This is a genomic window from Mesorhizobium sp. M0778 (assembly GCF_040320105.1).
Taxonomy (GTDB): Bacteria; Pseudomonadota; Alphaproteobacteria; order Rhizobiales; family Rhizobiaceae; genus Mesorhizobium.
Window position 1 is genome coordinate 84,349 of sequence record NZ_JAMYPA010000018.1, and the last position, 13,124, is coordinate 97,472.

Genomic DNA, 13,124 nt, shown 5'->3' on the forward strand with positions numbered 1-13,124 from the left:
TATAGGATTTGGGCGGGCTTGGTTCGACAGCACGATTAGCAAAAGTGGTGCTCGGTTTTGTGACGGATCGCGCTCCGCCTTGGAGCATGATCTCACCGGCCGGTTCCATTTCAGTGGATCATGCGTCCGTGGCTGACCTGTCGGAATATTGTCTCAGGGGGTTCGAGGTGAAGATCATCCATAGGTTCAGACCGATTGCCGCCGCCGCGCTGCTCGGCATCGCGGCGGCCTTGCCGGTCGTTGATTCCGTTCATGCCACGGACGCGGCCGCCCGGCCGGAGGCGGCGATCTCGCCGATGAAACGCGTGGCCGAGGCCAGGGCAAAGGCCAGGGCGGAGAACCCCGACGGCGCCGATCGCGTCTACGGCGGCAAGCAGGCCGAGACGGGCGCCTACCCGTTCCAGGTGGCATTGCTGACCACGGGCAAGCTGGACAAAAGCCCGGCCTCGCAGGCGAATGCGCAGTTCTGCGGCGGCAGCCTGATCGCGCCGCAATGGGTGCTGACCGCGGCGCACTGCCTCAATGACGACGGCGAGCCGATTTCGCCTGATGTGGTCACCGTGCTCACCGGCGCCACCGATCTCAGCGAGGGCAAGCGCTACAAGGCGGTGGAGATCATCGTCAACGAGGGCTACAGCGAGCAGACGCTGGACAACGATCTCGGCCTGATCCGGCTGGCCGAGCCGGCCGATGCCCCGACCATCAAAATTGCCAGTGAGCCGACCCCCGACGCCGGCAAGACGACAGTCACCGGCTGGGGCAAGATGCAGGACGGAACATTTCCCACCGCGCTGATGGTCGCCGACCTGGACCTCCAGCCGAACGCAACCTGCAACAGCGGCATCAAGGCGATTTATGCGCATGATTTGAAAGCAGCGCTCGGCGAGCTCGCCCGCCGCATGCGTTATTCGGAAAGGGGCATCGAGGCGGCCGCCAACGCGATTGCTGCCGACATGGCGGATCCGCTGACCGGCAACATGATCTGCGCCGGAACGGCCAGCGGCGAGCGCGACGCCTGCAATGGCGACAGCGGCGGACCGCTGTTCATGACCGGCGCCGATGGTCCGGTGCAGGTCGGCGTCGTCAGCTGGGGCGAAGGTCCGGCCGACGGCGGCACCGCCTGCGGCCACAAGAACGCCTACGGCATCTACACGCGGCTGGCCAATTACACCGGCTGGATCGAGGAGAAGATGAAAAGGGCAGCGCCCGTGCCCGCAGCACCCAAAGCCCTCGGCACGGCGCAGAAGCCGGCGACCCCCTGACCGGCGTCACCCGCTGAACGAACGAACGGCGCGAGCAATCCCGCCGCTTCTGCCCGGAAACTTTTGGTCGGAACTAGAACCAGCGATCGCGGCGCTGGTCTGTGGCGGCCAAGGCGAGGCCCAGTAGCGCCCCTACTGCCGCTCCGAGTATGAATGCGGACGATACTGTGCCGGGATTCTCCTGGACGACCCCGGAAACCGTTTGCGCCCTGTTGCGCAGGGCTTGCGCCGTCCGGGACGCGCGGTCAGCAGCGCTGTCATACCAGTCGCCGGCCTCTTCGATCGTCTCTTCCGCGCGTTCGGCCAAGGTCCGATTGATCTTGTTGATCTCACGCCTCAGCTGCGCGACCTGCTTCTCCAGGGCTTCCTGAGCTTCACGTTGAGTCATCTTCGGTGCTGCGGATTCGTTCGGGTCGTCGGCCATGGTAATCTCCTTTGCGGAAGGCTCGGCTCAACGGTCGGCCCACTGTACAGGTTCCTCGGCAAAACGATTCTGTCCGGTGTTTGTTCTGTGAGAACCCGGGATTTGTCCGGCATGTGTGCGAAATCGGCTTGAACATCGGATCGTTCCGGCGCTCCCCGCGTTGGTGAAAACGCCACAAGGGAGGAGCCGTCATGGACAACGATCGGCATGAAAAGATTCGGCAACGAGCCTATGAAATCTGGATGCGCGAGGGCCGCCCGGATGGCGCGCATGAGCGTCATTGGCAGCAGGCGAAGCAAGAGCTTGGCTACGATGAGACGATGACCGGCCAGGCTGATGATGACGCGGCCGAGCACGGTCCGGCTGGAACGATCGCCAGTTCCGACGTTCTGACGGTCGAGGCACTGGCGATGCGCACCGGGATAACCGGTGATCAGGCGCAAGAGTTGATCGACAGGCTCGGCAACGACAGAGCCGCACTCGAAGAAGCCGCGCGGAACCTCAAGGCAGCCGAAAGTTAGCCGCTGGCCACCGTGTCGAAGACAGCTATCAGTTTGCGCTGCCGCGTCTTTCGATGAAAACGGACCGCGGACCGTCTCCGCCTACTTCCTTGGCGGCCCCTTGCGCTCGGCCGACGTCGCCCAGAGATTGATATCCGACTCGCGTGCAAAGGTGTCGATCTCGGCGAGCTCGGCATCGCTGAAGTCGAGCGTCTCGAGCGCGCCGACGCAATCCACGACCTGTTCCGGCCGGCTGGCGCCGATCAGCGCCGACGTCACCCTGCCCCGGCGCAACACCCAGGCCAGCGCCATCTGCGCCAGCGTCTGGCCGCGGCGACGGGCGATGACGTTCAGCGCCTCGATATTTGCGATCGATTTGTCGTTGATGAATGCCGGGCGCAGCGACTTGCCCTGGCTGGCGCGGCTGCCATCGGGGATGCCGCCGAGATATTTGTCGGTCAGCATGCCTTGTGCCAGCGGCGAGAACACGATGGAACCGACGCCAAGCCCCTCGAGTGTATCGAGCAGGCCGTCGTCCTCGACCCAGCGGTTAAGCATCGAATAGCTCGGCTGATGGATCACGCAAGGCGTGCCGAGCTGCTTCAAAATGTCGGCGGCTTCGCGGGTGCGCTGTGAATTATAGGAGGAAATGCCGGCATAGAGCGCCTTGCCCGAGCGCACCGCGTGATCGAGCGCGCCCATCGTCTCTTCCAGAGGGGTGTCGGGGTCGAAGCGATGGGAATAGAAGATGTCGACATAATCGAGCCCCATCCGCTTCAGGCTCTGGTCGAGGCTGGCCAGCACATATTTGCGGCCGCCCCATTCGCCGTAAGGTCCTGCCCACATTTCGTAGCCGGCCTTGGTCGAGATGATCAGCTCGTCGCGATAACCGGCAAAGTCCGTCCGCAGGATCTCGCCAAAGGCCCGCTCCGCCGAGCCGGGCGGCGGGCCGTAATTGTTGGCGAGATCGAAATGCGTGATGCCGAGATCGAAGGCCTTGCGCGTGATTGCCTGCTTGGTTCTATGCGGCGTGTCGTCGCCGAAATTGTGCCACAGCCCGAGCGAGATCGCCGGCAGCTTCAGGCCGGACCGCCCGCAGCGATTGTAGACCATCTTTTCGTAGCGGTTCTCGGCGGGAACATAGGGCATGGGAAATCCTCATATCGAAACGAGCCCGACGGCTGTCGCCGCGACGCACGGCAGCCGAGCCTTCCGCACCTTTAGCCTCTCCCCGCGCAAACGGGGAGAGGCTTTTACGGTGCTTGGGAGGTGCGCCGCCTACTTCGTTTTCTTCTTCGCCAGCAGCTCCTTCGCTGCCTTGACGCCGAGTGCCGCGGGCCGCTCGCAGCTGGTCTGCATGGCGACGAACTTTCCGGTCTCGCCAGAACGCAACAGGCCGGTCATGACATCGACGGCATGCAGCGCCAGTTCCATCGAGCAGCGGTGCGGCCGGCCTTCGGTAATCGCGATCGCCATGTCGGCAAGGCCGGCGGTGCGGTAGTTGGCCATCATGCCATGCGAATGCATCTCGTTGGGCACGCCGAACGGATGCCGCCATTTCGGCAGCTTCTTCACCGGCTTGGCGGCCTCGGTGTAGCGCACCTCGCCGCCGAAGAAATTCGGATCCGGCACGAACACCGTGCCTGCCTCGCCATAGAGCTCCATCGGCGCGTGGCCATGGCTCCAGACATCCCAGCTGGTGTTGAGCGTCACCACGGCGCCGTTCTCGAATTCCAGCACGCCATGGATCGTCGTCGGCGTGGAGACCGGGATCTTTTCGCCGGCGCGCGGCTTCGAGCTGATGATGCGTTCCGTCATCGGGATCGAAGCAAAAGCCGCGACCTGCTTCACCGGCCCGATCAGCTGGATCAGGTTGGTGATGTAATACGGTCCGATATCGAGCACCGGCCCGGCGCCCGGCTGGAAGAAGAAGTCCGGATTGGGGTGCCAATGTTCCATCCCATGGCTCATCACATGACAGGTGCCGCTGGTGATCCTGCCGAGCCTGCCGGTGTCGATCAGGTCGCGGACAAGCTGGTGCGCGCCGCCGAGGAAGGTGTCGGGCGCCGAACCGATGCGCAGCCCCTTGCTTTCGGCCCGTTTCTTCAGGTCGAGCCCTTCCTTGACCGAGAGCACGAAGGGCTTCTCCGAATAAACATGCTTGCCGGCGTCGAGAATCTGCTTCGACACCTCGTAATGCACCGCCGGAATGGTCAGGTTGACGATGATGTCGATATCGTCGGCCTTGAGTAGCCCCTCGACGGTCTCGGCGCGCAGCTTGAACTCTTTTGCCCGCGCTTTCGCCGCTTCCATGTTGATGTCGGCGCAGGCGCGCATCTCGATGCCACGGAACAGCGGCGCCAGCGAGAAATACGCCTTCGAGATGTTGCCGCAGCCGATGACGCCGATGCCAAGTTTTGTTGCCATGCTGGTGTGCTCCTAATAGGTCTTGGCGGCTGCGATCGAGCGGCGGGCGAAGCGCGCGATATCGTTGGGATTGTCCTGTTCCATGACGTAGTATTTTGCGGCGCTTTTGGCGCGCAGCGCCTTGATCAGGCCGGGCCAGTCGATGGTGCCGTGGCCGACATCCGACCAGCCGTCCTCGTCGAGTCCCTCGCCCGCCTTGGCCATGTCCTTGACGTGGACGGCGACGATGCGCTTGCCGTGCTTCTCGATCCAGGGCAGCGGATCGACGCCGCCGCGCACCACCCAGGCGACGTCCATCTCCCAGCCGATGTCAGGCGCCGAGGACAGAATATGGTCCTGCGGCACCGAGCCGTCGGCAAGCGCCTTGAACTCGAAATCATGGTTGTGCCAGGCAAAGCCATAGCCGGCTTTCCTGGCCGTCTCGCCGACCTTGGCCAGGCGTTCGCCGAAGCCGCGCCAGCCGGCTGTGTCGGCCGGCCTGAACTCGGCGTTCAGGAACGGGCAGATGAGCAGCGTGATGCCGAGCGCGTCGGCCGTCCTGCGCACGCCATCGAAATCCTTCTCGAGCGCGTCGATCGAGAAATGCCCGGTCGGCATGGCAAGCCCGTTCTTGTCGAGTTCCGCACGGAATGCCTTGGGATCGTCATAGACACCACCGAACCCTTCGACTTGGCTGTAACCAAGCTCGCCCAGCATCTTGAGCACGCCCTCCCAGGGCTGGAAATTGCGGGCACTGTAAAGTTGGAATGACCAGTTCATCGTCTCTGTCCGTTTTCTTGTGGATGGTTAGTCTTGGGGGGATGAGTCTTGGGGGGAATGGAAGAGTCTTGGGTGGCTAGATCTGCTCTAGAGGCGGTTACCTGTGGCGGCGTCGAACAGCGAGGCGCGCATCGGATCAAAACCGATGCCGACCGCCTCGGCGTTGTTTGGCGTGCGCTCGGCTGTCACCCGTACCGTGAAATTCTGGCCGCCGAGCTTCAGCCAGACCAGCGTGTCGGAACCCATGGGCTCGACGACCTCGACACTTGCCGTGGCTGCGAATGGCCATCCCGTGCCGCTGTTGAACGCGACGTGCTCGGGGCGGATGCCGAACACGGCCGGCCCCGGCACCGGGTCCTTCTCGAAAGCATAGGTGGCAAGCGGAATCCGTACATCCTCGGCGACGAAGTGCCAGTCGCCGTCCGCCTGCTCCAGCCTGCCGTCGAGGAAGTTCATCGCCGGCGAGCCGAGGAAGCCGGCGACAAACCGGTTGACCGGCCGGTTATAGATGGTCTGCGGTGCATCGAGCTGCTGGATGACGCCGCCCTTCATCACCGCGATGCGGTCGGCCAGCGTCATCGCCTCGATCTGGTCGTGGGTGACGTAGATCATGGTGTTCTCGAGCTTGCGATGCAGCAGCTTTATCTCGACGCGCAATTCCGCGCGCAGCTTGGCGTCGAGGTTGGAGAGCGGCTCGTCGAACAGAAAGACATCGACGTCACGCACAAGTGCGCGCCCGATCGCCACGCGCTGGCGCTGGCCACCGGACAGAGCCGCCGGCTTGCGATGCAAAAGCGGCTCGATCTGCAGGATCTCGGCGGCCCGGGCGATGCGCTTGGCGATCTCGTCCTTGGCGAGGCCGGCAACGCGCAGCCCAAACGACAGGTTCTTCTCCACCGTCATCTGCGGATAGAGCGCGTAGGACTGGAACACCATGCCGATGCCGCGATCCTTGGGCTCTTCCCAGGTGACGTTCTTGCCCTTGATGAAGATGCGGCCTTCGGAAACGTCCAGCAGCCCGGCAATGCAGTTGAGCAGGGTCGACTTGCCGCAGCCGGACGGGCCGAGCAGCACGATGAACTCGCCTTCTGCGACATCGAGGTTGAGCGTCTGCAGCACCGATATCGCGCCGAAATTCAGCGACAGGTTCTGGATCGAGACACTGGTGCCGTTTGCCCCGCTGCTGCCGTTTACCTCAACACTGCCGTTTGCGTTCATCGCCATCATCCTTTCACCGCGCCGGCGGCGATGCCGCGCACAAACAATTTTCCGGACAGGAAATAGACGATCAGCGGCACCAGGCCGGTCAGGATGGTGGCTGCCATGTTGACGTTGTATTCCTTCACGCCTTGCACCGAGTTGACGATGTTGTTGAGCTGCACCGTCATCGGATAGGTGTCGGGGCGGGTGTAGACGACGCCGAACAGGAAGTCGTTCCAGATGCCGGTCACCTGCAGGATGATGGCGACGACGAAGATCGGCAGCGACATCGGCAGCATGATGCGGAAATAGATGCCCCAGAAGCCGGCGCCGTCGACACGCGCTGCCCGGAACAGCTCCTCCGGCATGGAGGTAAAGTAGTTGCGGAACAAAAGCGTGAGGATCGGCATGCCGAAGATGGAATGGACGATCACCAGGCCGCTGAGGCTGCCGTAGAGGCCGACCTCGCGCAGGATAATGACGATCGGATAGATCATCACCTGATACGGGATGAAGGCGCCAACGATCAGGATGATGAAGAAAGTGTCGGCCCCTTTGAAGCGCCAGTTGGCCAGCGCATAGCCGTTCACCGAGGCGAGCGCGATCGACAGGATCACCGACGGGATGGTGATGCGCACCGAATTCCAGAAGCCACGCGACAGCCCGTCGCAGTTGAGCCCGGTGCAGGCGCTCGACCAGGCCTTGACCCAGGGCTCGAAGGTGATCTCCATCGGCGGCGAGAAGATGTTGCCAAGGCGTATCTCAGGCATGCCTTTAAGCGATGTCACCACCATGACGTAGAGCGGCAAAAGATAGTAGAGCGCCACCACGATCAGCGTGCCGTAGAGGAAGATGTTGCGGCGCGAGAACGTGTGGCGCGGCTTCGGTCCGCTCGGCCCGTAGGCTTCGAGCCCGCCGGCGCCGCCAATGGCAGGCAATGAGACGGCATGGTCAGACACGCTTCTTGCCTCCGAACTCGAGATAGGCCCACGGCACGATGACGATGATCACCGACAGCAGCATCATCGTCGAAGCGGCGAACCCTTGGCCGAGGTTCTGGGCGAAGAACATGTAATCATAGACATATTTGGCCGGGACTTCGGAGGCGATACCGGGCCCGCCGCTGGTCTGGGCGACGACAAGGTCGTAGACGCGAACAATGTTGGAGGCGACGATGACCAGCGTGGTGATGAAGACCGGCCGCATCATCGGTATGATGATGAACAGATAGGTCTTCCAGGTCGGTATCCCGTCGACCCGCGCGGCCTTCCAGATATCCTCGTCGATGCCGCGCAGGCCGGCCAGCATCAGGCACATTATCAGCCCGGTGCCTTGCCAGAGAGCGGCGATCAATATGCCGTAGATGACGATGCTGGAATCATAGAGCGGATTGAAGCTGAAGCTCGTCCAGCCGAGGCTGCGCACCACTGCCTGGACACCGAACTCGGGGTTGAGCAGCCATTGCCAGACGAGACCGGTGACGATGAAGGACAGGGCGAAGGGATAGAGGAAAATGGTCCGGAATGTGTCCTCGAACCGGATCTTCTGGTCGAGCAGGGCAGCAAGCAGGAAACCGATTACCAGCGAGAACACCAGCGACAGCACGCCGTAGATCAGCAGGTTCTCGATCGAGATCAGCCAGCGCGGCGTCGCCCACAGCCGGTAATACTGGTCGAGACCGACGAAGTGCAGCCGCGGCAGCAACTTGGAATTGGTGAAGGAATAGAACACCGTCCAGACGGTGCCGCCAACAAAGATCACCAGCGCGGTGAAGATCATTGGGATCGAGGCGATTTTCGCATTGAGGTTGCGAAAGAGTTGGCTGGGGCGTTCGCTCTTGCTCATCTGCACAGCCGCGCTGGATCGGGTAAGGGCGGGAGGGTCAAGAGGTCTTGACCCGAGCTCCCGACCCTGCGCTCGCAGGGGCGGGAGTGAGGCGCTTGATCGATCGCTCAATCGGCCGAACCGACGATGGCGGCGAAGCGCTTCTGCGCATCTTCCACGGTCATGTCCTGCTTGGCGAAGAACTCGGAGAACAGATCCTCCTTTTGCTTCTGCGTATCCTGCGAAAGCAACTGGTCCGTCCAAGGCATGACATTGCCCTTGGCGAGGATTTCGAGGCCCTTCTTCATGCAGTCGTTCGCCGCCTTGAGGTCGACGTCGCCGCGCACCGGCAGCGAACCCTTCTTGAGATTGAAGGCGACCTGCGTCTTGGGATCAAGCAGCGTGTGGGCCAGCACTTCCTGCGCCTTCGATTTTTCGGGATCCTTCAGCAGCGGGAAGTAAAAAGCGTCGCCGCCGGTGGCGATCATCTCGTTGAGGCCGAGGCCCGGAAGGCAAGTATAGTCCTTGCCGGCGGTCTGGCCGGCAACCTGGAACTCGCCCTGCGCCCAGTCACCCATGATCTGGCCGCCGGCCTTGCCGGTGATGACCAGGTTGGTGGCCTGGTTCCAGTCCTGCACATTGGTGTTCTTCGCCATCTTGCGGGCGTCGTCCGCGGCCTTGAAGACCTTGGCGACTTCGGGCCCGGCGGCGAATTCCGCGTCCTTGTCCTTATAGACCTTGAGGAAGGCATCGGTGCCGCCGACCGCCGCGAGCAGCACGTCGAAAGCGCCGGAGGCCTGCCAGGGCTGGCCGCCGACCGCGAGCGGCTGGATGCCTGCTTTTTCAAGCGCGGGCGCCGCAGCGACATATTCATTCCAGTTCTTCGGCACCGGCACGCCGGCCTTTTCGAAGGCGGCATTCGATAGCCACAACCACTGCCAGGAGTGGATATTGACCGGCACGCAATAGATCTTGCCATCGAGGGTACAGCCGTCGAGCAGGCTCTTCGGCTGCACGATTTCCGTCCACTTTTCCTTGGTGGCGAGATCGGTGAGGTCGCGCATCAGCCCGGCCTGCACCAATTCTTCCGCCTGCCGGCCATGATTGAACTGGGTCGCGCCCATCGGGTCGCCGCCGGTGATGCGGCTGATCATGATCGGCCGCGCCGTGCCGCCGGAGCCGGCGATAGCGCCGTCTACCCAATGATTGCCGGTTGCGTCGAAAGCCTTGGCAAGTTCGGCGACCGCTGCCGCCTCGCCGCCGGAGGTCCACCAATGGGTGACTTCCAGATCCGTCGCGGCCGCCGGGCCGGCGAATTGCAGCGCGGTCGTCAATGCCAGCGCAGCAGTCATGAGTTGGTATCGCATTTCGTTCCTCCCAGAATCTGAAACGTTACAGATTTTGGATACGGCAATTGCTTCGGACGCGCAACCCCTCAGGCAAATCCGGCATCAAATTTTTTCGAAGCGCGAATAAAATCGCCTGGCCGCCGAGCTACCGCACCGCAACAAGCAAGGTTGCGCTGCAAAAAAATCGATGCTGCGACGCCATAAAGCCGGAAAAGCCCCTTCAATCGTTCTTTTTTTGCGCCGACCGGAGTACCGCTCGTTTTGCGCCTGTCACCAGTATATCGCGACGGCAGTGACAATCTGTAACGTTTCAGTATATAGTATATAGCGGTCTCATTCGGTGAAGGCCCGCGGCGTACCCGCGGCCCGCCGATTGCCGGCCTGCCCGGCAACTGCTATGCGCCTGACGGGGCGGGACGAATGAACAGGCATCAAAAAGAGAAGGCCGACGAGGCGTCGGGCCAGGGCCGGCCGACATTGAAGACGCTCGCCTTCATGACCGGGCTGGGCGTCACCACCGTGTCGCGCGCGCTGAAGGACGCGCCCGAGATCGGCGCCGAGACCAGGCGTCGCGTCCAGCTTGTCGCCAAACAAATCGGCTATCGGCCCAACCGTGCCGGCGTCCGCCTGCGCACCGGCAAGACCAATGTCATCAGCCTGGTGCTCAACACCGAGCACGAGATCATGAGCTTTGTCTCGGACATCATCTACGGCGTTTCGGAAGTCATTGCCGACACGCCCTATCATTTGATCGTGACGCCCTATTCGCGCTCCCAGGATCCGCTCGACCCGATCCGTTACCTCGTGGAAACCGGTTCAGCCGACGGCGTCATCATTTCGCGCACGCAGCCGAACGATCCGAGGGCGCGTTATATGCTGGAGCGCGGCATCCCCTTTGCCACGCATGGCCGCACCGACATGGGGCTGATCCATCCCTATCATGATTTCGACAATTACGCTTTCGCGGCCGAGGCAGTGCGCCATCTGGCCGGCCTCGGCCGCCGCCGGCTGGCACTGCTGGCGCCGCCGGTCGAGCTGACCTATCACGGCCACACGCTCGCCGGCTTTGCCGATGCGCTGAGCGAGGTCGGCGCCAGCGAGATCCCGTTCAACACCGTTTCGATCGACCATTCGATCGAGCAGATCAGAATGCGGACGGCGCAGCTGATGCGCCGCGATGTCAGGCCGGACGGTTTCATCAGCAGCGCCGCCGCCGCGACGCTTGCCATCGTCGCCGGCATCGAAGACGCCGGCCTCAAGCTCGGCCGCGATGTCGATGTGGTGTCCAAACAATCGTCGGAGCTTCTGCACCTGTTTCGCAGCGAATTGCTGGTCGTCAACGAGAACTTCCGGCTGGCCGGCGCCGAACTCGCCCGCTCGGTGCTGGGCTGGATCGGCGGCGCCGCACCCGGCACCCTGCAAAGCCTGAGCGAGCCAGGCGAAGTCCAGGCCTATCGCCGCCCGGCGTGAGCGGGACATGTTCAAAGTGAACTGGCTCCATCTATTGTCTTAGCCGCATTTCTGCGGCGCCAAGTGATTCCACTTGAATGCAAAATGCGCTCTGCCGACTGGCTACCTTGGGGCCGGAAGAGGTCCGTCCGCTTATGGCGTCCAGGGAGCGATAGCGGACGTTCAACCTGCGAAGCCCAATGCCTCGACTGTGCTCTTTCGAGACCTTCGACATGGCTTCAAGTGCTATCACTTCCGGCCCATAGCCGACATTGACCGTTTCCCTCTTGTACAGCGCTTCGCCTAGCCAAAGCGGCCATTCGCGTCTACATTTGGCAAGAAAATCGGTGGGCCAAAGATGGAGCGCCGCTCAAGCTTGAGGGATATTATGGGGCAGAGCATTGCAGTCTTGATTGGCAATACAAGGTACAACGAATTATCAGCTTTGGACTGCTGCGCGAACGATGTTGCCCAGATGCGTGGATTGCTTTCAGCGACCCGGAAATTCACTCAGATCTTGGACTTCGTAGATATTCCGGTTTCCACGGTAAAAGATGAATTACGTATACTGTCGGAATCGGAAGACGGATTTGAAGAGGTTTTCCTTTATTTCACAGGGCATGGACTATCGAATGCTGATGACTTTTATATGTGTTTCGAGGGATTTAAGGAATCTTCGCCGAACACAACTGGACTGTCGCGTACAGACGCATTTGAACTGGTCCGACAGTTTGCCGCTGAACTTTCAGTGTTTGTTATCGATGCCTGCGAAGCCGGTCGCAGCCTAATCAAGAGTGATGTGGCGCCACTGGCGCGGTCGTTGAAATCTGGATTTACGAGCTTCGTACATTTTTCATCCTGCGCAGAGAGCCAGTATTCTTTGGCGGGGGATCAAATAAGTCTCTTCACAGACGAGTTCATCAAGGCATGTCTGCAAAAAGAACAAGGTTCCGTGTATTACTCTGACGTGGAAAGTGCTTTGCGAGACGCCTTCTTAAATCACTCCGGTCAAACGCCCCACTTTATACGCCAAGGTACATCACAAGAGAAATTCTGCAACGATGCCAACCGTCTTGATGATTTTCGAAGGACATTCTTGGCATCGCCTGGTAATGATGGGGTGCAGGAAGAGACAGCGCCACCCGTATCGGCATTTGCCTTGGCAAAAGCAGCAATCGAAGGCGTTGAGGCGCGAGTGCCGACTAAGGAAGACGCGCAGGCATTCATTGACGGAGTGTTCGAAGCTACATTGAGCAATTCTGGTCTTACGGCGGAGGTGGCAGATTTCTTTGAAGTCCGCACAGTCAAATACGACGACTTTGAATATGTGCAGAACAAGCGGTCAATCGTCAGTTTGTTGGAACGTCGCGGCGGCTCTGACTCCTTTGTCGAAAGTGATGTAGAGAGAAAGAAGCGGCGACAGCCATTTGGCGGGCTTGGCCTCAGTGCACTCGCCGCTCTGGGTACGCCGGACGAATACGACGAGACCTACAATTTGTTCAACCACTGCAAATTGGAGTCCGTGCATGTCGGCATCTACTTTGAACCAAAATTTATGGCGCTCAACCGGATTTTTTCGGAGATTGTATTCCTGCCCCGTCTGACAGAGTGTTTGATACTGACGTGCAACTCAAAGGAGCGTCGCTCTGGCTGGGGTTCGTTCAACGAATATGAAGGCACTAAGAAATGGAAGTGGTCGCACCATGCTTGGTCAGACAATCCGGCTGGGGTCGCCAGCAAGTACGTGTCTGACCCATATGATTTTACAAAGAAGTATGTCCTTTCGTTTGGTGAGGAAATCGAATGAGGATTCACGAATCTGAATGCGAAACGGCTCCTTAGGAATGAAGATTGGAGCAGCTAAGCCAAAAGCAGTTCGCCTTACCGCGTAGTGTCCGCTATCTGTGAGGCTCATCATGTCCGCGAAGTC

The 13,124-nt window shown here is 61.0% G+C and carries 12 protein-coding genes; 4 read left to right on the top strand and 8 right to left on the bottom strand.

The annotated features are described in order from the left end of the window. Window positions 1-128 precede the first annotated feature (128 nt). Window positions 129-1,262 (top strand): S1 family serine peptidase, encoded by a 1,134-nt coding sequence (locus NKI22_RS23005; RefSeq protein WP_245278721.1) that lies wholly within the window; start codon window positions 129-131, stop codon window positions 1,260-1,262. Between the two features lie 73 nt (window positions 1,263-1,335). Here NKI22_RS23005 and NKI22_RS23010 read toward each other — a convergent pair whose 3' ends face one another. Then, on the bottom strand, window positions 1,336-1,686 hold the full coding sequence (locus NKI22_RS23010) for a hypothetical protein (RefSeq protein ID WP_352816855.1): 351 nt from the start codon (window positions 1,684-1,686) through the stop codon (window positions 1,336-1,338). Window positions 1,687-1,877: 191 nt separating this feature from the next. Between NKI22_RS23010 and NKI22_RS23015 the strand changes: the two genes are divergently transcribed. Then, window positions 1,878-2,207 (top strand): DUF2934 domain-containing protein, encoded by a 330-nt coding sequence (locus tag NKI22_RS23015; protein WP_352592770.1) that lies wholly within the window; start codon window positions 1,878-1,880, stop codon window positions 2,205-2,207. Window positions 2,208-2,288: 81 nt separating this feature from the next. Here NKI22_RS23015 and mgrA read toward each other — a convergent pair whose 3' ends face one another. The 7 genes from mgrA to NKI22_RS23050 all read right to left on the bottom strand — a co-directional run bounded on the left by mgrA (window position 2,289) and on the right by NKI22_RS23050 (window position 9,763). After that, window positions 2,289-3,335, bottom strand: a complete 1,047-nt coding sequence (gene mgrA, locus NKI22_RS23020) for an L-glyceraldehyde 3-phosphate reductase (protein ID WP_352495501.1) — start codon at window positions 3,333-3,335, stop codon at window positions 2,289-2,291. 129 nt (window positions 3,336-3,464) lie between these two features. Next, the gene (locus NKI22_RS23025; protein WP_352816858.1) at window positions 3,465-4,613 is read right to left on the bottom strand and encodes a Gfo/Idh/MocA family protein; all 1,149 of its coding nucleotides are present in this window, start codon (window positions 4,611-4,613) and stop codon (window positions 3,465-3,467) included. 12 nt (window positions 4,614-4,625) lie between these two features. Continuing rightward, window positions 4,626-5,372 carry a sugar phosphate isomerase/epimerase family protein gene (locus tag NKI22_RS23030; protein ID WP_023721947.1) on the bottom strand — a complete coding sequence of 249 codons (747 nt, stop codon included), beginning with the start codon at window positions 5,370-5,372 and terminating at the stop codon, window positions 4,626-4,628. Window positions 5,373-5,459: 87 nt separating this feature from the next. Then, the gene (locus tag NKI22_RS23035) at window positions 5,460-6,590 is read right to left on the bottom strand and encodes an ABC transporter ATP-binding protein (protein ID WP_051409752.1); all 1,131 of its coding nucleotides are present in this window, start codon (window positions 6,588-6,590) and stop codon (window positions 5,460-5,462) included. Between the two features lie 5 nt (window positions 6,591-6,595). Further along, the gene (locus NKI22_RS23040; protein WP_352483609.1) at window positions 6,596-7,531 is read right to left on the bottom strand and encodes a carbohydrate ABC transporter permease; all 936 of its coding nucleotides are present in this window, start codon (window positions 7,529-7,531) and stop codon (window positions 6,596-6,598) included. Further along, window positions 7,524-8,417, bottom strand: a complete 894-nt coding sequence (locus tag NKI22_RS23045) for a carbohydrate ABC transporter permease (RefSeq protein WP_023721950.1) — start codon at window positions 8,415-8,417, stop codon at window positions 7,524-7,526. Before NKI22_RS23045 ends, NKI22_RS23040 begins: the two co-directional genes overlap by 8 nt. 107 nt (window positions 8,418-8,524) lie before the next feature. Next, on the bottom strand, window positions 8,525-9,763 hold the full coding sequence (locus tag NKI22_RS23050; RefSeq protein WP_031194918.1) for an ABC transporter substrate-binding protein: 1,239 nt from the start codon (window positions 9,761-9,763) through the stop codon (window positions 8,525-8,527). Window positions 9,764-10,165: 402 nt separating this feature from the next. On the opposite strand from NKI22_RS23050, the gene NKI22_RS23055 reads away from it, so the two are divergent. Continuing rightward, a complete protein-coding gene (locus tag NKI22_RS23055; protein WP_352816861.1) occupies window positions 10,166-11,215 on the top strand; it encodes a LacI family transcriptional regulator in 1,050 nt (349 codons plus the stop codon). 337 nt (window positions 11,216-11,552) lie between these two features. Next, complete coding sequence (locus tag NKI22_RS23060) at window positions 11,553-13,001, top strand: caspase family protein (protein WP_352816864.1); 1,449 nt, start codon at window positions 11,553-11,555, stop codon at window positions 12,999-13,001. Window positions 13,002-13,124 lie beyond the last annotated feature (123 nt).